Origin of the sequence: Amycolatopsis sp. NPDC049252, assembly GCF_043197175.1 — a bacterium.
Classification (GTDB): Bacteria; Actinomycetota; Actinomycetes; order Mycobacteriales; family Pseudonocardiaceae; genus Amycolatopsis.
Genome location: NZ_JBICSQ010000001.1, coordinates 151092 through 172395, shown reverse-complemented (window position 1 = coordinate 172395; position 21304 = coordinate 151092). Strand labels below are relative to the sequence as shown.

The 21304-nt window shown below is 70.3% G+C and carries 17 protein-coding genes and 2 pseudogenes; 9 read left to right on the top strand and 10 right to left on the bottom strand.

Annotated features, from left to right (window positions below; all coding sequences use genetic code 11):
- Window positions 1-20: 20 nt before the first annotated feature.
- Complete coding sequence (locus ACGFMK_RS00845) at window positions 21-1340, bottom strand: PLP-dependent aminotransferase family protein (RefSeq protein WP_392755836.1); 1320 nt, start codon at window positions 1338-1340, stop codon at window positions 21-23.
- A 46-nt stretch (window positions 1341-1386) separates the two neighbouring features.
- Between ACGFMK_RS00845 and ACGFMK_RS00840 the strand changes: the two genes are divergently transcribed.
- Window positions 1387-2382 carry an aldo/keto reductase gene (locus tag ACGFMK_RS00840; protein ID WP_392755833.1) on the top strand — a complete coding sequence of 332 codons (996 nt, stop codon included), beginning with the start codon at window positions 1387-1389 and terminating at the stop codon, window positions 2380-2382.
- On the opposite strand, the gene ACGFMK_RS00835 is transcribed toward ACGFMK_RS00840, so the two are convergent.
- Window positions 2310-3218 (bottom strand): LysR family transcriptional regulator, encoded by a 909-nt coding sequence (locus tag ACGFMK_RS00835; protein WP_392755830.1) that lies wholly within the window; start codon window positions 3216-3218, stop codon window positions 2310-2312. The genes ACGFMK_RS00840 and ACGFMK_RS00835 overlap by 73 nt on opposite strands.
- Window positions 3219-3288: 70 nt before the next feature.
- Between ACGFMK_RS00835 and ACGFMK_RS00830 the strand changes: the two genes are divergently transcribed.
- Both ACGFMK_RS00830 and ACGFMK_RS00825 read left to right on the top strand, forming a co-directional pair.
- Window positions 3289-4509, top strand: a complete 1221-nt coding sequence (locus ACGFMK_RS00830; RefSeq protein ID WP_392755828.1) for an MFS transporter — start codon at window positions 3289-3291, stop codon at window positions 4507-4509.
- A 108-nt stretch (window positions 4510-4617) separates the two neighbouring features.
- Window positions 4618-4803: a hypothetical protein gene (locus ACGFMK_RS00825; RefSeq protein ID WP_392755826.1), complete on the top strand. Its 186-nt coding sequence runs from the start codon at window positions 4618-4620 to the stop codon at window positions 4801-4803.
- Between the two features lie 45 nt (window positions 4804-4848).
- Here the strand turns inward: ACGFMK_RS00825 and ACGFMK_RS00820 are convergent, their stop codons facing one another.
- Window positions 4849-7758 carry a tetratricopeptide repeat protein gene (locus ACGFMK_RS00820; RefSeq protein ID WP_392755823.1) on the bottom strand — a complete coding sequence of 970 codons (2910 nt, stop codon included), beginning with the start codon at window positions 7756-7758 and terminating at the stop codon, window positions 4849-4851.
- Between the two features lie 162 nt (window positions 7759-7920).
- Here ACGFMK_RS00820 and ACGFMK_RS00815 point away from each other — a divergent pair, with 162 nt between their 5' ends.
- From ACGFMK_RS00815 to ACGFMK_RS00805, 3 genes are read left to right on the top strand one after another with little or no spacing between them, the layout of a single operon-like run.
- Entirely contained in the window at window positions 7921-8571 is a 651-nt protein-coding gene (locus tag ACGFMK_RS00815) for a hypothetical protein (protein ID WP_392755821.1), read from the top strand.
- Window positions 8558-9481, top strand: coding sequence for a hypothetical protein (locus tag ACGFMK_RS00810; protein WP_392755818.1), 924 nt, complete (start codon window positions 8558-8560; stop codon window positions 9479-9481). The genes ACGFMK_RS00815 and ACGFMK_RS00810 overlap by 14 nt, the downstream gene beginning before the upstream one ends.
- A 56-nt stretch (window positions 9482-9537) precedes the next feature.
- Window positions 9538-10740, top strand: coding sequence for an amidohydrolase family protein (locus ACGFMK_RS00805; protein WP_392755816.1), 1203 nt, complete (start codon window positions 9538-9540; stop codon window positions 10738-10740).
- Here the strand turns inward: ACGFMK_RS00805 and ACGFMK_RS00800 are convergent.
- The 7 genes and pseudogenes from ACGFMK_RS00800 to ACGFMK_RS00770 form a co-directional block, all read right to left on the bottom strand.
- Window positions 10730-14782, bottom strand: a complete 4053-nt coding sequence (locus ACGFMK_RS00800) for a TIGR02680 family protein (RefSeq protein ID WP_392755814.1) — start codon at window positions 14780-14782, stop codon at window positions 10730-10732. The genes ACGFMK_RS00805 and ACGFMK_RS00800 overlap by 11 nt on opposite strands.
- The gene (locus tag ACGFMK_RS00795; RefSeq protein ID WP_392755811.1) at window positions 14779-16023 is read right to left on the bottom strand and encodes a TIGR02678 family protein; all 1245 of its coding nucleotides are present in this window, start codon (window positions 16021-16023) and stop codon (window positions 14779-14781) included. Before ACGFMK_RS00795 ends, ACGFMK_RS00800 begins: the two co-directional genes overlap by 4 nt.
- Complete coding sequence (locus tag ACGFMK_RS00790; protein ID WP_392755809.1) at window positions 16020-17558, bottom strand: TIGR02677 family protein; 1539 nt, start codon at window positions 17556-17558, stop codon at window positions 16020-16022. Before ACGFMK_RS00790 ends, ACGFMK_RS00795 begins: the two co-directional genes overlap by 4 nt.
- Before the next feature lie 81 nt (window positions 17559-17639).
- Entirely contained in the window at window positions 17640-18836 is a 1197-nt protein-coding gene (locus ACGFMK_RS00785) for a TIGR02679 family protein (RefSeq protein WP_392755807.1), read from the bottom strand.
- A 553-nt stretch (window positions 18837-19389) separates the two neighbouring features.
- Window positions 19390-19590: a hypothetical protein gene (locus tag ACGFMK_RS00780; RefSeq protein ID WP_392755805.1), complete on the bottom strand. Its 201-nt coding sequence runs from the start codon at window positions 19588-19590 to the stop codon at window positions 19390-19392.
- Window positions 19587-19838 carry a WhiB family transcriptional regulator gene (locus tag ACGFMK_RS00775; RefSeq protein ID WP_392755802.1) on the bottom strand — a complete coding sequence of 84 codons (252 nt, stop codon included), beginning with the start codon at window positions 19836-19838 and terminating at the stop codon, window positions 19587-19589. Before ACGFMK_RS00775 ends, ACGFMK_RS00780 begins: the two co-directional genes overlap by 4 nt.
- Before the next feature lie 5 nt (window positions 19839-19843).
- Window positions 19844-20242: pseudogene (locus tag ACGFMK_RS00770) on the bottom strand (helix-turn-helix domain-containing protein); the annotation flags it as partial.
- Window positions 20243-20345: 103 nt separating this feature from the next.
- On the opposite strand from ACGFMK_RS00770, the gene ACGFMK_RS00765 reads away from it, so the two are divergent.
- The 3 genes and pseudogenes from ACGFMK_RS00765 (at window position 20346) to ACGFMK_RS00755 (ending at window position 21281) form a co-directional block, all read left to right on the top strand.
- Window positions 20346-20633, top strand: coding sequence for a TIGR02679 domain-containing protein (locus tag ACGFMK_RS00765; protein WP_392755800.1), 288 nt, complete (start codon window positions 20346-20348; stop codon window positions 20631-20633).
- Window positions 20633-20890: pseudogene (locus tag ACGFMK_RS00760) on the top strand (DUF2399 domain-containing protein); the annotation flags it as partial. The gene ACGFMK_RS00765 and the pseudogene ACGFMK_RS00760, both read left to right, overlap by 1 nt.
- Complete coding sequence (locus tag ACGFMK_RS00755; protein ID WP_392755798.1) at window positions 20829-21281, top strand: DUF2399 domain-containing protein; 453 nt, start codon at window positions 20829-20831, stop codon at window positions 21279-21281. The pseudogene ACGFMK_RS00760 and the gene ACGFMK_RS00755, both read left to right, overlap by 62 nt.
- Window positions 21282-21304: the final 23 nt, after the last annotated feature.

Sequence of the window (21304 nt, the reverse complement as noted above, 5' to 3'; positions counted from 1 at the left end):
GATGAGCGTTTGAGAAGCCCTCAACCGGCCGCTTCGCGCAGTAACCGGGCAGCGTCACCGACAGCGTTGTCGGCCAGGTTGCCGTACCCGAGTACCAGCGCCGGCTCGCCGGGAGCCACGCGGTAGCCGTCGAGATCCGCCACCTTGACGCCCTTGGCACGCGCGCTTTCCGTCACGTCGGCTGCGTCCCGGTCGAGGTGCAGAACGAGGTGGAGCCCGGCCGCGACACCGGAAAGCCGGGCCGGCCCGAGCGCGTCGACGAGCCGGTCGCGCCGCGCCCGGTACCGCAGCCGCGCGGCCCGCAGGTGCCGGTCGTAGCCGCCGTTCTCGACGAACGCGGCGAGCGCGAGCTGGTCGACGACGGGCGGCGCGTGGCCCGGGAGTGTCCACTGTGGAGGGAGCGCGACCCAGCCGAGCCCGAGCGCCGGGCTGAGCGTCTTGGAGACGGAGCCGAAGAGCGCGACCCGCGTCGGATCCATGCCCTGGACGGTGCCGACGGGCCGCCGGTCGTACCGGAACTCGGCGTCGTAGTCGTCTTCGAGGATCAGCCCGTCGACATCCCGCGCCCAGTCGAGGAGTTCGGCCCGCCGTCGCGGGGAAAGGACGGTGCCGGTGGGGAACTGGTGGGCCGGCGTGACCAGCACGGCCCGCGTCCCGCGCGGGATCCGTCCGGCATCGATGCCCTCGTCGTCGACCGGCACCGGGTCGATCGCCATCCCGGTCGCCGCGGCGGCGCGGTGCAACCGCGTCCAGCCGGGATCTTCGACGGCCAGCCGTGTGACGCCCCGTTCGCGCAGGGCGCGGCAGACGCGGGTCACGCCGTCGGTGACGCCGCCGCAGACCACGACGTCGTCCGTTTCGGCGCCCCGGACCCGCCGCAGGTATCCGGCGAGGGTCGCGCGCAGCCGCGGGTGACCGGCCCGGTCGGGAAGCCCGAAGTCGGCGTGCGGCACGGTGGTGAGCACGCCGCGCACGGCGTCCGCCCACCGCTGCCGTGGGAAGTGCCGCAGGTCGGGCAGCCCGGGGGCGAGGTCGTACCGCGGTGGGGGTTCCTTCCGCGCCGGGGCTTTCGGCGGCGATTCGCTCGCGACGCGGCGTACGCGGGTCGCCGACCCGGTGCGCCCGTCGAGGTAGCCCTCGGCGACGAGCTGGGCGTAGGCCTGGGTGACGACCCACCGCGAGCACCCGAGATCGGCGGCGAGCTGCCGGCTCGGCGGGACGGCGACGCCGTCTTCGAGCCCGCGGATCGCCCGGCGCAGGGCGCGCGTGAGCTGTTCGTGCTTCGGCCCCGGCCCGCTCAGGTCCAGCAGGACGCCCCAATTGGTCTGTGATCCAGCCACGTCATTGGACTGTAGTACCGAACCGATTCTCTTCTAGGTTCGTGGCATGAAGAAGGTGGAACTGGGCCGCACGGGCCGGCCGGTGAGCCAGGTGTCGCTGGGCTGCATGACGATGGGCACGTCGACGGACGAGCAGACGTCCGCCCGCATCCTGGACGCCTACCTCGACGCGGGCGGCGACTTCCTGGACACGGCGAACTGCTATTCGTGGTGGGCGGCCCCGTCGTACGTGGGCGGCGAGAGCGAATCGACGCTGGGCAAGCTGCTGCGCGGCCGCCGCGACCGCGTCTTCCTGGCGACGAAGGTGTCGGCGCAGCCCACGGACCTTCCGGCGGCGCGCGCGGCGATCCGCCCGGACGGCACGACGGACTGGGAAGCGCGGGAGCGCACCTACGAGGGGGCGAGCGCCGCGGTGATCCGGCGTTCGGTGGAAGACAGCCTGCGGCGCTTGGGAACCGACCACATCGACCTGTACTACATCCACGTCGACCTCCGCCGCGAGCCGCTGGAGGAGACACTGTCCGCATTGGACGGTCTGGTCCGCTCCGGCAAGGTCCGTTACACGGGCTGGAGCAACGTCCGCACGTGGCGCCTGGAGCAGATCCGCACGCTGGCGGTGGCGCACGGGTGGTCGCCACCGGTGGCGGTCCAGGTGCAGCACTCGTACCTGCGTCCGAACGGCGCCGACGTCCCCTCCATCGCGGGCGGCGAGCTGCTGGACTGGCTCGCGGCGCATCCGGACGTCTCCCTCGCGGCGTATTCGGCTTTGCTGCGCGGAATCTACGACGACGCGACCTACCGCGAGTCCACTCCGGTCTGGCGTGCGTACGCCGGCCCGGACTCCGAGGCGCGGCTGGCCGCGGTGGCGAAGGTGGCGTCGTCGCTGGGTGCGACGGGCAACCAGGTGGCGCTGGCGTGGCTGCTCCACAAGGGAGTGATCCCGCTGATCGGCCCGCGCACGTGGGAGCACTACGCGTCGATCGCCCCGGCCTTCACCTTGGAGCTGCCGGAGGAGCACATGTCCTTGCTGGACAACGCGTAGGCGAGCAGTGCGGCGACGCTCGGCTTGTGCTCGTCGCGCCGCCGCCAGGTCATGGTGACGGTCGTCGTCTCGCCCGCCAGCGGCACGGCGACCGCCCCCGGGTGGTCGACGACGGCGGGCACGACCCCGCACCCCATCCCGGCGGCGACACACCGGGCGAGCGCGGCGAGGCTGCCGACCTCGGTGTCGACGACCGGCCCGTCGATCCGGTCCAGCATCTCGCGGAAGCCACAGCCCTGCGGGGTGGCCAGGAAGCGGACCCCGCGGAGATCGCCGGGCCGGATTTCGTCCTTGCCCGCCAACGGATGGGCCGGTGGAACGATGACGACAAGGGGTTCTTCGCCGAGCGACGCGCCGGCGAACGCGGGATCGTCCGGCGCGTCCCCGAAGGTGAAGCAGACGTCCATTGCGGACGATCGCACCGCCTGGTAGAGCTCGCCGCGGCCGCCTTCCTTGAGGGAGAGCCGCACACGCGGCCACCGGGCCCGGTAGGCGCTGAGCAGACCGGGCATCCGGTGCGCGCACAGGGTTTCGAGCGCCCCGACGATCAGGTCGCCGTCGGGCTCCCCGCGTTCGTCGTCCACCGCGGCCTTGGCTTCCTCCACGAGCGAAAGCACCTGGCCGGCGTACCCGACCAGCCGCTCACCGGCGGCCGTGAGCCGCAGCCGGCGTCCACGTTCGAAGAGCTTCGACCCGAGGTCGGCTTCGAGGGCCTGGATCTGTTCGGTGACGCTGGACTGCGCGTAGTGCAGTTCGGCCGCGGCGTGGGTGAAGTTGAGCGTCCGCGCGACGACGCGGAAGGTGCGCAGGTGGCGCAGTTCCATGGTTTCCCCCATCGGCGTTCCCGATACCGGCCATCGTAACTCCCTGCTTCCGCCGATGTCACGGAGTGTCCAGGCTGGACCGGTGTCAAGACTCCTCATCGGCCTTTCGCTGGGCTACTTCCTCGTCATGCTGGACACGACGATCGTGACGGTGGCGCTGCCCGCGCTGTCCGCCGATCTCGCGAGCCAGCAATGGATTTCGAACGGCTACACCCTGACGTTCGCGGCGTTCCTGCTGACGGCGGGAGCCTGGTCCGACCGCTTCGGCGCGCGCAAGGTGTTCTTCACCGGCCTGATCTCGTTCGCGGTGCTGTCCTTGGTGTCGGCTCTGTCGGTGTCCGCGCCGATGTTGATCGCCTTGCGTGCGCTCCTGGGCGTCGCCGGAGCGTTGCTCGTGCCGTCGTCGCTGTCCTTGATCGCGGTCGCCCACCCGGAACCCGCCTCCCGCGCGAAGGCGATGGGGGTGTGGGCGGCGTTGAGCGGGACGGGCCTGGTCGCCGGTCCGTTGCTGGGCGGCGTGCTGACCGAGGCGTTCGGCTGGCGGGCGATCTTCCTGGTGAACGTCCCGGTGGCGCTGCTCGCCCTGGCGCTGTCCTCCGCGGCCTCGCCGACCCCGCCCAAGCCCGGCCGGATCGACTGGACCGGCCAGGTGTCCGCGATAGTCGCTTTGTCGACACTGTCGTACGCCCTGGTCGAGCACGCCTGGTGGGTGCTCCTGGTGTCCGCGTTGTCGGCGGTGGTGTTCGTGGCATCCCAACGCCGCCCGGACGCGATGCTCCCGCGCCGGCTCGTCTCCCGGAATTTGCTGGCCGGCGCGATCGTGAACTTCGGACTGTCGGGTGTCCTGTTCGTCCTTTCGCTTTATTTCCAGGAAACCCGCGGTTATTCACCGTCGGCGACGGGCCTGGCGTTTCTCCCGTTGACGATTCCGACGGCGTTCAACCCGATCTTCACCGGCCGTCTGGTGGCCCGGATCGGCCCCCGGGTCCCGGCGGTGTCGGGCTTCCTGCTGATGGCGGCCGGCACGCTCCTCCAGGCGTTCGCGCCCGCGTTGTCGGTGCCGGCGTTGGCCTTGCTGGGTTTCGGGGTCTCACTGGCCATCCCGTCGCTGCTGACCGCGGTGATCGGCTCGGCCCCGCCGGAACTGGCGGGCATCGCGGGCGGTGCGCTCAACGCGTCCCGGCAGACGGGTGCGGTCCTCGGGGTGGCGATTCTCGGCTCGCTGCTGACCGTCACCACGACTCCCGTCGTGCTTGCCGGAGCGGGTGCGTTGCTGCTCGTTTCCTGTTTCCTGTTCCAGTAGTAAACAGTCAACTCCTTGTCGCGCATTCCGGCGTGACGAATCCTGATTGCAGGGCGCGGAAATCCCGCGAAAACCCCGGTCAATCACCTTTCCCCAGGAGGATTCGTCATGTCCTTTCCCAAGAAGCTGGCCAAAATCGGCGGCCCGGTGCTCGCGTTCTGCGTCATCGCGCTGGCTCCGCTGATCGGTTCCACCACGGCCTCCGCGGACGGCGACGGCGGCACCCCGCCCCCGCCGGCCACCAGCACCACCCCGCCGCCCGCGGGCACGGACAGCAACCCCTGGCACGGTTGACGGGCGCCGGGCCGGTCACGAGCGGTTCGTGATCGGCCCGGGAGATCACCGGAACCGGCAGGCGCATTCCAGGGTCGCGCGCTCCGCACGCACTTCACCGGCCTCGGGCAGATCGAGCGCGGCGAATCCGGTTTCGGCCGTGACCCAGTGCGTGACGGCGGTTTCGTGGTCGCCCATCGCGTGCAGCGTTTTCGCGATGCCGTGGTGGGCATGGGCCACATAAGCGCGGTTTCCGTCCCCGGCGGCCAGGTCCAGGGCCGACTTGGCGGCGCTGAGCGCGTCCCGGTGCGCACCCTGCGCGAGGGCGGTCGCGCCGCGGTCGAGGTAGAGCTGCGTCCGCAGGTCGGCGTCGGGCGCGTTCGCCGCCACCTCACGAGCTTTGTCGTGGTAGCGCACGGCTTGCGTGAACCGGCCCAGCCGCCGGTGCACGTTCGCGATGTTGTTCAGCGCGTACGCCTCGACGCAGTGGTCCTCGACCTCGGCGGCGTGTCCGTGCGCCTCCGTGTAACTGGCCAACGCGTCCGTGAACAGGCCGAGTTTCTCCTGTGCGGTCCCGAGGTTGTTCACCGCGTGCGCCAGACCCTGGACGTGGCCGACCTCGCGCAGCATCCGCGCGGCCGCCAAGTGCTGTTCCAGCGCGACGGCGACGTTGCCGTGCTTTTCGTTGAGGTAGCCCAGCATGCTCAGCGCGTGGGCCTCGCCGCGCCGGTCCTCGGTCTGCTCGTACTTCTCCCGCGCCGCTTCGAGGTGGGCGATCGCCTGGTCGTGCTTGCCCAGCTCCATCGTCGGGATCGCGAGCGCGCACAACGTCGCCGCTTCGCCGCGCGGGTCACCGAGCCGGCGCCACTTCGGCAGCGCCCGGGCCGCGAATTCGAGCGCTTCGGCCAGCTGCCCGCGCCGGTCGTTCGCGGTCGCCAGCCGGAGCAGCACGTGCGCCTGGCCGTAGTCGTCACCCGGGTCGACGGTCTCCCAGGCGAGCTCGAGGGTGCCGATCCAGTCCTCGAACTGGTTGGTGGTGTTGAAGTAGCGCCACAGCAGCACCGCCAGCCGCCAGGTGTGCCCGGGCAGGTCGTGCTGGGCGGCGTAGCGGATCGCGGCCACGAGGTTGTCGCGCTCGGCGACGATCCACCGCAACCCCGCGTCGGAGTCGGCGAAGGCCGGCGTCACCGGGGACGACCGGTCCGTCGCGGGCAGCTGGGCCTTGTCGAACGGGTACGCGGCGCCGACCGCGGCCGCCAGCGTGACCAGGTAGAAGTCGAGCAGCCGCACGAGGGCGTGCCGGGGCGCGGGTTCGTTGCCGGCGAACTCCTTGAGCGGGTCGAGCATCAGGTAGCGCTCCGGCGCGGCCTCCTCCAGCAGGCTGACCTCGTGCAGGTCGTCGAGCAGCGACCGGGCCTCGCCGACGTCGCAGCCGGCCAGCGCCGCGCCGCCGGTGACGCCGACGTCCGGCCCGGGCAGGCTGCCCAGCAGCCGGAACATCGCCCGCTGCGGCTCGCCGAGCTGCTGGACGGACACCCGGACGGCGGCGGCGCCGTCGTCCTCGCCCCACGGGCCGCTCTCTTCGAGCAGGTGGAGCAGGTGCTCCAGCGGCCAGCCGTGGTGCCGCCGGAACAACGCGGCCGCCACCCGGATCGGCATCGGCAGGTACCCGCAGCGCTTGACGACCTCGGCCACCGTCGCCGCCCGGCCGCGTACCCGCGGCGGATCGGCCAGCGCGTGGAACAGCTCGACGGCTTCTTCCGGTGCCAACGGCGAAAGCCGCACGGAATCGCCGGTGTCCGCGTCGCCCATCCGGCGGCTGGTGACGACGGCCAGGCAGCCGTCCGCCTCGGGCAGCAGCGGCCGGATCTGCTCCGGCGACGCGGCGTTGTCCAGCACGATCAGCGTGCGCGTGCCCCAGAGCGTCGTCTGGTAGAGCGTGACCTTCCGGCCGACGGTGGCCGGGATCTGCTCGGCCGGCACGCCGAGCTCGACGAGCAGCTCGGTCAGCGCGTCACCGACGCTCGCCGGGGCCACGCCGGGCGTGTATCCGTTGAGCCGGGCGAGGAGCTGCCCGTCGGGGAACCGGTCGCGCAACCGGTGGGCCGCCTCGACCGCCAGCCCGGTCTTGCCGACGCCGGGCGCGCCGCTGACCCAGACCGCGCGCCGCCCGGCCGCGGCCGCCGTTTCGATCGCGGTGAGCTCGGCGGCGCGGCCGGTGAACCCGCCGGGCCGCGACGGCAAGGAGCTCGGCGGTTCGCCGTGCTCCGCCCGCGCGGCGAGGTTGCGCAGCACCGGACCCGGTTCCATGCGCAGCTGGGCGAGGGCGTCACGAGTGCCGTTGAAGACGCGCAGCGCGCCGACCCGGTCGCCGCCGGAGAGCAGGGCACGCATGAGCAGTTCGGCGTGCTTCTGCCCGGCCGGGTCGGAGCGGACGAGCGGCCGCAGCCGGTCACGCGCCGAGCGGTGGTCTCCGGTTTCCAGCTCCAGCTCGGCCAGGTCGCCGACGACGTCGGGCCGGCTCTCCTCCGGGAAGACCACCTCCGGGCCGCCGACGCGGTCGATGTCGATGTCCTCGAGGAACGTCCCGCGCCACAGTCCGACGGCCTCGCGCAGCAGCTCGACGGCCCGGCGCGGATCGCTCGCCCGGACGTCCGCGGCCTCGGTCCGCAACCGCTCGAACCGGACCGTGTCCAGCTGGTCGCCGTCGATCCGCAGCAGGTAGCCCGTCGGCGTCGTCTCGATGGTGACGCCGGTGTCCTGCACGACGTCGCGCAGCCGCTTGATGTACCCCCGCACCAGGGTGGGCTTGGTTTCCCGGCCGGTCCAGACGATCTCGGTGAGCCGGGCGGTCGACACCGGCTTGTTCGCGTTCAGGAGCAGCACGACGAGGACGAACCGCTGCTGCTGGTCACCCAGCGGCACCGGCACGCCGTCGTGCCACGCCTCGAGCGGGCCGAGCATCCGAAACTCCACGCCGCCTCCCGGCCGTCAGCTTGCTGTTCGCTGTTCTCATCGTGCAATCGGCCGTAAGGGTTTCGAAAATCCGCATTCATTGCACATTCGATACACGCGCCCTTGCCAGGCTGCGCCGGTGATTCAGGTGCGTGGGTTCAGGGGCGTGAAGGAGAAACCGGAATGCGGTCCGATGTGTTGCCGTGCTACGTCGTTTGCGACGTTTCGCTTTCGATGGCGGATCACATCGACGAGCTGAACACCGGGCTGCGGGAGTTCCGCGGCGCGGTCCACGCCGACGCGTCGGTCACCGGCCGGATCCTCTGCAGTGTCGTCGGTTTCGGGGAGACGCCGCACGTGGTGCAGTCCCTGCTGCCGATGGACGACCTCGCCGAGCTGCCCGCACCGCGCGCGTGCACCGGCACCGACTTCGGGTCGGCGTTCACGTTCCTGCGGGAGGTGCTCGACCGCGACGTCGGCGGGCTGGAGCAGCACCGCCTGCGGGTCCACCGCCCCCTGGTGTTCTTCCTGTCCGACGGCCAGCCGACCGACCCGGTGACCTGGCCGGCGGCGTTCGCCGCGCTGACCGACCCGGCGTGGGCGCGGTGTCCCCGCGTCGTGGCGTTCGGCGTCGGCGACGCGGACGAGGACGCGCTCGGCCGCATCGGCACGTACCGCACGTACCTCGGCCGGGACGGCGTCCGGCTGGGGACGGCGCTGATCGCCTCGGTGATGCACGTTCTGTCCACTTCCCGTCCACCGGCCGATCGCACGCTGTCCAGAAAGGAGACGTCATGGAAACGCACTGAAGGAGACCACCGTGGAGCCCGCTGAGCTGGTCCAGGAGCTGAAGATCCTCCGCAAGGGCCGCGGCCTGCAGGGCCGGGTCGGGGAACGGGTCGGGCCGTTCCTGCGGTCGGCGTGCGCGGTCTCGGCGGACGACGGCCTGGTGGCGGTCCGCACCAAGGTGGCGAGCCGGCTCTCCGAGCTGGCCGCGCACCTGCCCGAGGACCTCCGCCTGGCGGCGCTGGCGGCCTTCGCGATCACCGTGGAGGCCCGCCAGCCGCTGTACCAGGACCGCGTCCGCTGGGCGGCGAACCGCGTCGACCGCGACCCGCGCACGGTCCGGCGTCGCGTCGACGAGGCGATCGACCTGCTGGCCGAGCTGGCGGCGGGATCGCCTTCGCCGCCGCCGACGCCGTCTTCGTCCGACCGCTGGCACACGGCGTCGCTGACGGTGGCGGTGGCGCTGGACCAGCCGCGGCCGTCCGTGCTGGAGCAACGCCGGATCATCGCCGACCAGGACGGGTTGACCGCGCTGGACCTGGCGATCTCGCTCCCGTCCGGGGCCGAGGACCTGTCGGTGACGGTGCTCTACGGCGGGACGCTGGTCGATCGCGGAATGGAGGCGACCGACCGGTGGGGCTACGGGCTGGAGCTGCCCAAGCCGTTGTCCCGCGGCGAGTCGTGCGAGGTCGCGATCCTGTTCCGGCCGCCGTCGCTGCGGCCGTACGCGGTCTCCGTGCCCCGCCACCCGTGCGAGCGGTTCGACCTGCGGGTCCGCTTCGGCGCCGAGTCTCCCCGGGACGTCCGGGTGCTGGACGGCGTGTTCCAGAGCGACGTCACGGACCCGGGCTACCGCGGCCGCCACCACGAAGCCGATCCGGTGGGGGAGGTGCACCTGCAGTTCCAGAGCCTCACCCCGGGCCTGGCGTACGGCGCCCGGTGGGACTCACTGGGGTAGCCGTTGCTCCTTTGCCCAGGCCGGCGTGGACGCACTGGGCAAGTAACGTGTCCCCGGTGTTGATCAGTGACGTCCGCCCCTGGGGCGGCGAGCGCAGCGACGTCGAACTGAACGGCGACCGGATAGCGGCGATCCGCCCCCACGACCCCGGGGTTCCGGCTTCGGTCGAGGGCCGCGGCCGCCTGCTGTTCCCGTCGTTCAGCGACGTCCACGTCCACCTGGATTCGACGCGCATCGGCCTCCCGTTCCGCCCCCACACGGGCGGCCCGGGCGTGATCGCGATGATGACGAACGACCGCGACAACTGGCGGACGGCGGAGGTCCCGTTACCGGAACGAGTGGCCGGAACCCTCGCCCGGATGATCGCCCACGGCACGACCCGGGTCCGCAGCTACGCCCAGGTGGACGTCGACTGCCGCCTGGAGAAGCTGGACGCGGTCCTGGCCGCGCGCGAGAAGTACGCCGCCCAGGCCGAGGTGCAGGTGATGGCGTTCGCCCAGGCAGGCATCCTCCGCGAACCCGGCACTCTGGAGCTGTTGGACGCGGCAATGCGCTCAGGAGCAACGGTCATCGGCGGCATCGACCCGTGCACCCTCGACAAGGACCCCAAAGGCCACCTGGACGCGGTGTTCGCCCTGGCGGAGAAGCACCAGGCGGAGATCGACATCCACCTGCACGAGCCAGGCCACCTGGGCCTGTTCTCAACGGACCTGGTGATCGAACGAGTCCGAGCGCTGGGCATGCAGGGCAAGGTGACGATGTCCCATGCCTACGACCTGGGCTCGATCTCGGAGTCGGTAAGCCGCCGGGTGATCGACGACTTCGCCGCGTTGGACATCGCGATGACCACGGTGGCTCCTTCAGCCGCCGGCCAACTGCCCCTGCTGGACCTGGTCTCCTCGGGCGTCCGCATCGGCCTGGGCGAGGACGGCCAGCGGGATTACTGGAGCCCGTACGGCAACTGCGACCTCCTGGACCGCACGTGGCAGCTGGCCTTCACCCGAGGCTTCCGCCGCGACTCACACATCGAACTGGCGCTGGCCGTGGCAACGATGGGCGGAGCCTCGATCATGAGCCACGACGTCCCGCGCCTGTCGGGCGTCGACGACCGCCCGGGCCTGGTAGTGGGCGACCGAGCGGACCTGGTGCTGGTGGACGGCGAGACCCCGACAAGCGCGGTGATGGACCGAGGTCGCGACCGCACGGTGCTCCACAACGGCGTCGTGGTGGCCGACGGTCTCGAGGTGCTCAAGGGGTGACGGCTGGATCGGACGTCAGCTCGTGGCCATCCCAGGTGAACCTCGCCGTGGTCACGGCATCGTCGCCGTCGGCGCCCGTGATCAGCTGGTGGATGCCGATACCGCTCAGTTCCGAATAGACGCACCACTCGTGGTCCGACGTCAGCATGAGGTCGAGGTCGAGTGCCGACAGCAGCGCGAACACCTGACCGCGGTTCGTGGCGTCGACCCCGACGAACACCTCGTCGAGAAGGATGACGCGGGGCGCCTCCGGCGCGGCTTGGTAGTGCGCGGCGACGGCGGCGAACAACGGCAGGTGAAGCGCGATCGCCTTCTCCCCGCCCGACAGCGCGCCGTGCAGCTTGCGCGTCAGCAGCTTCCAGCCTTCGCCGTTGGCCCGGTCGACCTTGACCACGAACTGGTGCCACGCCGTGTAGTCGAAGACCTGGGCCAGCTGCTGCTCCCAGCTCGTCGCCGTGTCGTCCGCCTTGGCCTGTTCGATCCGGTCCCGGAAGAACCGGTGCAGTGATTCCCGTTCCGCGTCGTTCAGCCCGGCGGGATCCTTGAGCAGGAGATCGCGGGCCGCTTTGGTGCCGGTCGGCAGATCGGGTGCCACCTGCCAGACCAGGTGCACCGCCACTTTCGACGCCGTCCGCACCCGCTCCAGGCGGGCGTTCATCCCGTCGACGAGCTCGTTCGCCTGCCTGATCCGCGCGGCCAGGTGCCGCCGGGTGTCGCCGGTCAAGGTCTGGTCGAAGAGCCGCCGCTCGCGTTCGGTGATTTCGTCGCGGCTCTGCTCGGCTTCCGTCCGGAGGATGTGCAACAGCTCCGCGGCGCCGACCCGGATGCCGTCGACCACCGCCGTGAAGACCTGCACGTCCTCGTCGGTCTCGAGGTCGAGGTCCGCTCGCGCCTTCAGGGTCTCCCGGCAGGAGTGCACGGATTCCGAGAGCCGGTGCAGCGCGTCGCCGATGTTGGCGGGCGAGTGGGGAATGGCCGGCCAAGCGGCGGCAACCAACCGGGCCGCTTCCAGCGCGGCGCGGACGCCATCCGACGCGGTGAGCGTGGCTTCGAAGGTGGCCAGGTCGTCGAATCCGCTGTCGGCGGGAAATACGCCGGTAGCCAGTTGCCGGAACCGGTGCGCCACGTCATCCCGGTGCGTCCCGGCGAGCTTGTGGGCTTGATCGTCGGTTTCGCGCCGGGCCTTCACTTCCCCGAGCTTGGTAGCGAGTTCGGTGACCGAGAGAGCGGTCCTCCGTTGCTCTTTGCCCAGGTCTCGAGCCTTGGTGCGCAAGGTATCGATCTCGGCCAGAACCTCCCGGTAGTCGACACCGAAGGTGCTGTCGACGGCTTCGAGCGTGGCGGCGAGCCGTTCGTGTTCGCCGGCGGCGTTCGCGGCTTCTTCCTCGCGTTCGGCGGCGATCTCCGCCGAGCGCTGGGCCTGATCGGCCGCGAAAGTGGCGACCTGCCGGAAGGTGACCAGTCTGGCGTGGCTTTCCAGCCAGCCTTCAGCCTGGTCGCGGAACGAGGCAATGGCGGTCGCGAGGGTTCCGAGGGCCGTGCGGTCGGTCGGCAATCCGTGTTCGGCGGCGACGGCGGTCAGCTCGTGGAGCGCCCGGGCCACCTCACGATCGCGCAACGTGACGGCATCGACCCGGTCCCGGACGATCCGTTCGGCCGCCGCGCGCTCCGATTCGCGCCGCACGACGGTCTCCGTAGCAGCCGTCACCGCGCCATGACCGGGACGTGCCGCTCGTTCGTGCGCGACCACTTGGCGGCGGGTCAGCAAGGCAGCCAGTTCCTCGCCCAGCGAGGTCACGGTGGCGTCGTACTCCGCGACCGAAGCGGTCAGCGCGTCGATACGACGCCGGCGTGCTCGTTGGCGGGCGAGGGCGCCGACGTAGGAAGCGTGCTCCTTTTCCCAGCTCCCGCTGAGCGAGCCCAGTCGCCACGATCCGTCCGCGCCGACCGCCACGGGCGCGTCTTCGGGCAGTTCGTCACCGAAAGCGATCGACCTCAGCAGCCGCTCGACGGCGGCCGGCTCGACACCGGCGTCGCGCTCGGCGGTCAGGACGTCGTCGAGCGACCGGCCGGGTACCGGCGGCAGAGCGTCGGGATCGGCGAAAACGTCATGGCCGGCCACGTCGCCCCGCGGCCCGACCCAGGCGTCGAGCAGACCGCTTCCTTCGAGCGCCGCTTCCACGGCCGCGGCCGTCCGCGCCGGCGTCGTGTCCGAGAAGTCGACGAGCCGCCACAGCGGCGCCCCGGTCATCGCCGTCCGGTCGGTCGTCCGCGTCGGCGGCGCGACCGGCGGCAGGTCCTGCTCGGTGCGGAGCCGGTCGAGAACGTCGATCAGGTCGGCACGTTCGCGCCGCGCCGTCGCCAGCGCCGAGCCGGTCGTCGTCTCTCGGCGGGTGATGTCTTCCAAGATCGGCGTGGCGACGGCATCAACCACGGCGAGCAGAGCCGTTTCCGACTCCAGACAGCTCAGGAGGACTTCGGGCTCCGGAAAGGCCAACTCGCGACAGTTCGCGATCCAGGCCAGCAGCTCGGTGCTCAACGTGGCCAAGACGGTTTCGCGTTCGGCAACCGCGTCGGTGAGCTGTTCCTGTGCCTCGGAGAGCCTGGTCCGGGCCGTGTCCAGGTCGGACTCCGCGTGCGTCCGCCGGTCGACGGCACGCTCGTGGCGCTCGAGTGCCTTGCCGACCGCGTCGAGCTGACCCCGCCTGCTCAGCACGGCCGCGGTGAGCAGGGTTCGGGCTTCGCCGGTCTCGGTTTCCAGCCGCGTCGAGACTTCCTCGTACGCGCTCACGAGACCGGCTCGGGTAGCGGCGTTGCGAGCCTCGAGCTCTTGCACACGAACGGCTTCCGCCTGCTGGTGCCCGGCCTGCTCGGCAGCCCGCCGAACCTGCTCGTCGGCCACCGCGGCGTTGCGCTTGCTCGCCGCGTCCAGGCCGAGCCGTTCGGCAGCGGAGCGTGCGTCGGCCGTCCGGCTGCGCAACCGGTCCAGCTCCTGCCCCTGCTTGTACTCCTCGCTCTGCATCAGGCCGGTCTTGCGTGCTTCGGTGGTTTCGATCTCGGTGACCAGCGCGTCTGCGCGTTGCTCGGCGGCATCCTTGAGCCGGGCGGTGGTCTCGTAGCGTTCCGCCGAGTCGCGAGCGGCCTTGGCCAGGTTGTCCAGCTCGGTCGTCGCCGAAATCAAGGCTCCGGAGCCGGCACGGAGGACACGCTGGGCGTAGGTCCGCTGACGGGTGGCCAGGGTGCGGGTCGCGTTGACTTCCTCTTCGAGGGCTTTGAGCCGTCCTCGTTGCGCGTCGAGCCGTTCGAAACCTTCGGCGAGGTCGGCGATCTCCTGCTGTCCCAAGGGCGGCAACGCGCGAGAAAGCAGGTTGGACAGCAAAGCGGGGTCGAGCCGTTGCGACAGCTTCGGCATCCGCAGCTGGAGCAACGCCATGATCAGGGCCTCGAAGCGCTGCTCACTCAGCCCGGGGAACAGTTTCGTCCGGACCTCCGCGCGGTAGTCGCCCGCGTTGCCGTGGACGACGCCGTCGGTGCCGAGGCGCTCTTCCAGGACGCTCTTCGTCAACGGCTGGCCTGCCTCGTTGACGAGGGAGAGCTCGTCGGGAGTGATGCGCAAGCTCGTGGTGAAGTAGTCGGTGTGCACACTGGTGGTGTGCGAACTCGCCTGCAACCGGGCGCCGCACGTGAACCAGCGGTCAGGCTCGCCGGGGAAGCGGAACTCGAGCCAGACGTAACCGACTCTGGTCGTTCCGGTCGCCCCTTCACCCATGAGGTTCCAGTGCATGGTTCGTTCACCGGTGCCGAACGTCGAGAGCCGGTTGGCGCGCAGGCTCGCGTCGAACAGGAACGGCAGCAGCAGCTCCAAGGCCTTCGACTTGCCGCTCCCGTTGGGCCCGCGCAGCAGCAGACGCCCCTCGTGGAACTCGAAAACCTCGTCGTAGTAGCGCCAGACGTTGAGGATCCCGGCCCGGGCCGGGATCCAGCGTGCCGGCCGTGCCGTGATCTCCCCGGAGGCGTGCTGGGGGAGTGCGGTCACCGTCATGGCGTCGTTCCTCCGGATTCGGTGGTCCGGGCATCGCGCACCGCGTAACGGGCCGCGGCCGGAAGCGGCCGCACCAAGCCGGCTTCGTGCTGGGCGAGCCCGAACGCGGTCAGGACCGCGAGAGCGTCGGAGGCGAGCTGGCGGGGTCCGTCTTCGTTGCGGTACGTCTTCGCCCAACGGGGGAAGCGGTCGAGCAGGGCGGCCGCTTCGATCTCCAGCTGTTCCACTGTGGACGGTTCGGTGAGCGATTCGAGGAGCAGCAGGGCCGCGACCTTCGCGGTGCCGGCGTCGTCGGGGAACCGGCTGTCGGTCGCGACCCCTTCGACGTCGACGAAGAGCACTCCTTCAGCGCGTTCCTCCAAGACGAAACCCGCTTGGTCCGCGGCCCGGCGCAGCAGCTGCCGTCCGGTGGGCGAGGCGAGGTAGGCGCGTTCGTCGGCACTCAGGTCGTCGAAGTAGAGCACTGGATCATCGACGATCCGGCGGAACACCGAGTGCCGCAGCCACAGGTTCCGCTGCACCTCCGACCGGGTGGCGGTTTCGTCGTGGGCGCCGGAGGCAAGGCCGTAGCGTCGTTCGCGTGACACCGCGGCCAGCAGCTCGTCGAAGCGCGGCGCCACCTCCTCGACCGGCACCGCGAGCTGCGACGCCCCGACCGGCGCGGCCAGCAGCCGGAGCAGCAGCGTCGCGTCGATCCGGTACAGCACCTTCGCCTCCGCCGAGTCCACGAAGGCTTCGGTCGTCCCGTCGACGACCTCGACAACGCCGTAGGACTCGAGCAGGCGCAGGACGTCGACGAACGCCATGCGTTCGCCGCGGCTGGAGGTCTCGAACGACGGCACGACGTCGTCCGCCGCGGTCGCCCGCCCGACCCGGTCCGCCAGCAGGCCGATCGTGGTCACCGGCACCGCGAGCAGCTCGGCCGCGACGACACACAGCAGCGCGTAGCGGCGGCGGTCGAACGCGGCCCGCCCGGACCGCAGCCGCCGGGCGGGCCTCGTCGGGTCCGTGACGGTCCGCACCTTCACCAGCCGGGCGTACCCGAGCCGCGGCTCGACGGTCAGGGTCCACCCGCAGTAGTAGTCGAACCACTGCCGGATCGGCTCTCGCCGGCGCCTGACCAGGTCGAACGCCTCCGGTTGGCTGAGCTCGGCGATCAGCGGTGTCGCCAGCAGCCGGCGGATGCCGTGCGCGACCTCCTCGCGTTCGGCGGTCACCAGCTGGTTGGTCAGCTTGGTCACGGGCGGCCTCCGGCGCTCCGCCGGACGAGCCGCTGCCCGGCCGTCCGGATCTCCACCTCGTAGTCCGGGCCGTGGAACTGCCCGCGAGGAGTCGTCAAAGTCGCTGTCGAGCCGTCACGCGGCGGGTGCAGGCGGATCTCGATCCTTCCGTCGGAGGTGGTGCTCCGCCGGTCGCCGCCACGACCGGGAGCCGCACCCAGCGCCCGTCCCAGCAGGTCCAGCAGACGTTCGAAAACGCTGTGGTCGAGTGCGCCGAACGAGGACAGCCGGATCGCCCCACCCGTGTCGAGCATGTCCCACGCCGCTTCCAGCTCGGCTCGTTCCGCGCGCGCCTGTTCGGCCCTGGCTGCCCGCACGGCGGCGACGTCACGCACCTTGCCCGTGCGGCTGAACCGTTCGGTGCGCCCGCTCGTTCGCAGCAGCGGGGAAACCTCCACCGGCGGGGCGTCCGCCCACGGCGAGGTCGAGCTGATCAGCTCGGGGTCGGGATGAGCGAGGTGGGCGTGCCGCGCGGAGCTCAGCCCGAAGACGGTCGACCACAGCCGGTGGAGGTCGTCCTGTGCGGGAACCACCGTGAACCACCGGGCGAGCTCACGGAAGTCCGCCACGGCGCTGCTCGCCCGCCGGCGCGACTCCGTGATCCGGTCGAGCACCTGGAGCAGCGCGATGATCGCCTTGCGCGCGACGATGTGCAGCTGCTCGACCCGCGGCTGCGAGCCGTCCACCGGCAGGAACCACGTGCGCAGGCCTTCCCACTTCGCGCGCCGGTGTTCGAGCCAAGGCGGCCCCGGGTCCGTGGCCGTGAGCTGGGGCAGATCGGCGCCGGTCAGCGCGCGTACCTGCATCAACCCGACGCCATGGTCCTCGACCTGCTGGATCCGCACCGCGATGGTGTGCGCCCGGTGTTCGAGGTTGGTGAGGAACTCCTGCAGGTAAGCCACGGTGCTGGCCTTGACCTCGTGGAAGGTCGTGAGGTTCGCGCCGTCCGCGCGCAGGAGCCGTTGCAGCTCGCCGTTGAACTGTTTCGTGTTGCCGCGCAACGCTTCGAGGTGGGCTTCGAGTTCGATCAGCGTGGTGAAGATCCGCCGGTTGGTGCCCCGTTCCAGTTCCCTGACCAGGTCGCCGAGCCGGTCGGCGATCGCGTCGAGCACCGCCGTCTGCAGCGCACCGGTCGCGGCCAGGACGTTCATCGCGTGCACGACGCCCGCGAAGGCGGCTTCGCCTTGTCGCGTCAGGGAATACTGCAGGTTGCGACGTTCGTATTCGCCGGCGGTCCGGTAGTTCTCGGAGTGGTTTTGAACGACGTCGACGAGGTTCCAGTCCCGTAGCTTCCCCAAGGCATCGGTGAGCTCCTCGTCCTCGATCGCTTCGAGCCAGCCGACGGTGCGCAACCGGGCCCGCACGTCGTCGAGCCCCAGCGCGGTTTCCAGCCGTTCGTTGGCCTCGCCGAAGGCGTGCAGGATCGAGACGTACAACCCCGCCCGATCGCCGCTGGTGAAGCGGAACATCTCGGGCGGGACACGGATCGGATCCATGCTGCCTCCCGGTGGTCATCGGTCACGCTACGGGACGGCACCGACAGTTTTCGGAGACTCGGATTCGGTGACCGGTCTTTGTCACTTCGTGGTCCGCTGGACGATTTCATCCAGAAGCGCCATGGCCAAGCGCTCCTCCGGAACGGTTCGCCCGGCGTCGGTGAGGTGCCCGGCCAGCTGCGGATCCCACGGCACGGCGGTGACGCGGCCCACGGGAGGCCCATCGGCCACGGCGGCCAGGTAGTCGTCGCTGCTCATCCGCCAGGGCACCGCACCGGTCCGCGCAACGACGTTGGCGGCGATCCGCAGCCCTTCGCCGTCGAAGTCGCCGTGGTAGTACAACGCCGATCCCGCAGCGGAGAGGCGGTTGAGCAGGAGGATTCCGGCGCTGCTCGGCCACCCCGACGTGCACACCAAGGGCGGGCAGCGCTCGCCGAACCGGTCGAGCGCCACAGCAAGCACACTGGGGTTCTCGAAGACCCACACCTCCGGCGGCGCGCTGGTCAACGCCGTCGTGGCCCGGAGCTGCTGCAGGGTCAGGGGCGCCGCGAGCCCGGCGTCGGCGCACAGTTCGAGGATGCCGCTGACGACGCCGCCCCGCGTCCGCAGCCCGGCCGCGAGGACGGTGGAAGACAGCTGGTCGTCCGCGATCCCAGCTCGTTCCCACAGAGCCCGCCGCTCAGGTGCGTCGACCGGAGGTGAGACGTCGTAGATGGCGACCAGGGCCTTCAGGACGAGGTTCGCGCAGCGTTTGCCCTCGTCCAAGGCATGCGTGTCGCCGAGGACATCGTCGGCGAACTTCGGAAGCGGCTGCCCGGCGGCGGGCAGCCGTGACAGCACCTCAAGGACCTTTTCGAGCTCTTCCCAGGTCCGGGCGACCGACCCGCCGACAAGGCCGCCCCGCCTGATACCTGTCACCCAGTCAGGCAGTACGGGTTGAGCCGAGACGACCGGGTGGCCGGCGAGCCAGTCCCACAGCTCGGCGCGTCGAGCCGAGGCTTCGCGCCGGTCGCCCGCGCGATCGCCGATCGGCCCGACGAGCTGGGTGACGAGGGCGCGGGAATCCTGGCCGGTAGATTCCAGCAGCACTTCGTCGAGCTTGGCCAGGCTGATCTGGACGTGTTCGCCGGGCAGCCGAGCGGACCCGAGCAGATCGGCCAGAGCGGTCCGCTGCGCGAGATCAAGCGGCCCGACCGTGACCCGGCTGACCGGCAAGCCGCCCGACAGCCGTGCGTGCACGGCTTGCCAGAGCGGCATCAAGGCGGTCGGCAGTTCCACGATGCCAATCAGTTTAGGCCGTGGATTCGGGTGGCTATGACGTGCACATGCCCGACCGCTCAGTGCTCAAGATCGTCCTGCGCATCGTTAGGACTCGAGTTCCCAGCTTCGAGTATCTGCTGACCGGAGACGCGGACCTGGAAGCCTCGCTTGAGATCGCCGATCTCGCAATCACCAATCGGGCGGGCGCGGACCTCCTTAACCGGCGTGGTCGAGGCGGCCATCCCCGCCGAAACGCAACTTCCCACCGCAGCCTGCGTGGCGGTGATTCCGGTTCTCGGCATGGCAGTCGCCCGAACACCGCTGGGCCGCTACTTCGTCTCTGGGGACCTCTGGGTTCATGGAACTGATGCGCCATCGCTGGAACCGACTTCAAGACGCCAGCTCAGAGCTGAGGTACGAGGAAATCGCTATCACTTCGAATTGCGCGCAAACCGTCTGAAGAGAACGACGCGGTGTGCCCCCGGCAGGATCAACAAAGGATGGGAACAGGGCTGACCAGCGGTCTCGGAGCGGATGCTTAGTAGTTCAGGCCAATTACCACTTGCAGTAGTCAGATGACGCTCGCGGCCGGCGACGCGCTGGTGCCGTTTCGTCGGTACCAGCGCAGTACGTCGCGGATGACCGCCGCCTGCTGTAGACCAAGGCGTTCAGCTTCGGCGCCGTCAACGAGGTTGATCTCGAAGACAACGTCCAAGGCTTCACCCTTGCTGCTGGCGGCGGGTCCGCTGCTCGAAGTGACTGTCGCGTTCATGCCGCGATTTGGGCAGCGGCGTGTCTCAGTGCTTCGCGGTCGACTTGATCCATGCCGCCCCACACGCCGTAGCTCTCATCAGTGATGAGTGCCGTAATGGCGCAGGTGAGGCGGACCGAGCACAGGCGACAGGTCTCCTTGCAGTCCGTCGCAGCCTTGCTTCCTGGCTCGGCGTTGGTCCAGTCGTGTTCTTGGTCTGCGTTTCGACATGCTGCGTGCACGTGCCACTTCGGTGCACGCAGCGCCATGAGACGGGTCGGGCGCGTTCATAGCGGCGGATCGGTTGCCCGGTCGGGCGGTCCAGCCAGGCCAGTTTCGGCATGTGGTGGCGGGTCAGAACCCGGTGCACCGTGGAGGCGTGCAGGTCGAGGATCCCGGCGATGCGGGCCGGGCCCAGCCGACGGGTCCGGCGCAGGTCGATGATCTGTTGCTCGGTTGCCTCGGGAAGGCGAGTAGGTGAGTGCCGTGGCCTGCTGGAGCGATCGAGCAGGCCGGCCTCGCCGTGCTGACGGTAGCGGCGGACCCATTTGTGCCCGGTGGCGCGGGAGATTCCCAGCTCGGCGGCCACATGGGCGACCGGGCGTCCAGCGGTGACACGGTCGATGAGCAACCGTCGGCCGTGCAGGGTCAACCGGGCATTACGGTGGGACACGAAGACCTCCGTTGTGTTCGGTGATGGCGTCAGACACCAGCACCACACACGGAGGTCTTCGCCTTGATCAACCCGACGCGCCGATCAACCGTCAACAACGTCCATGGTCACTACAGCTAGTGGATGGCAGCGCATGTTGGCACGCCTTGTCGGGTGGCCCGGACCAGGCCAAGCAGGACTGGTAGCGACTGTAATCGTCCGACTTCACACCGTGGCTGGCGGGACCAGGCTCGCCCAACTCGCCGCGAGCACCCTGTACGACGCCCACACGCTGGATGTCGATCGACAACTGGGCCGCGGCGTGGCCCGTCTCCTGGCGATCGAGCACGACCAGCCCCGACCACAACGAGCCGGTCGAGCAAGGCGCGTGGCGTGGGCCGCCGCAGAGTGATGTGCGACGGCATGTCCTCCCGCGTGCTGGCGCTGAACCTGCCGCTGATCGGCGAATCTCCGGCCACAAGGCTGTGCGCCGCCGCACCCGGCGAACCCACCTGGTTGACACCCCGTTCGCTCACGGGGACTTGGACTACTCCCGCGGGCGACGTGTTCGTGTGCGAGAACCCCACCATCGCGGAAGCCGCCGCCGATGCGCTCGGCCCGACCTGTCCACCCCTGGTTTGCACCGACGGGATCGCCTCCGGTGCCGCCCTCGACCTCCTCGCCGAACTCGCTGCCGCCGGCTGCACGATCCACGCACGAGCAGGATTTCGACTTGGCCGGGTTCACCATCGCCGACCAAGTGCTCTCCGTGGCGTCCAGTGCGCTGTCGTGGCGTTTCAACGCGCGAACCTATACCGAAGAGTGCGGCCCGAGCGGTCACCACGACGCCCCCAACGACCTCTTGGCCACTGTCGCCGAACTGCGGGTGGTTTGCGACCGCACACGTTCGCCGGTGCACGAGGAACGTGTGCTCACCCTGCTGCTGTCCGATCTCGTGGCCGGAGCAAGCATCCCCACCAAGGCCCCAGTTCCCAGCGGTATGCCGTCTGACCTGGGTGAATACAGTTCTCGGCTTGCGCAGTGCCGTGATGCGCAATGATGCTCTTGCGGCGCACCGGCTGA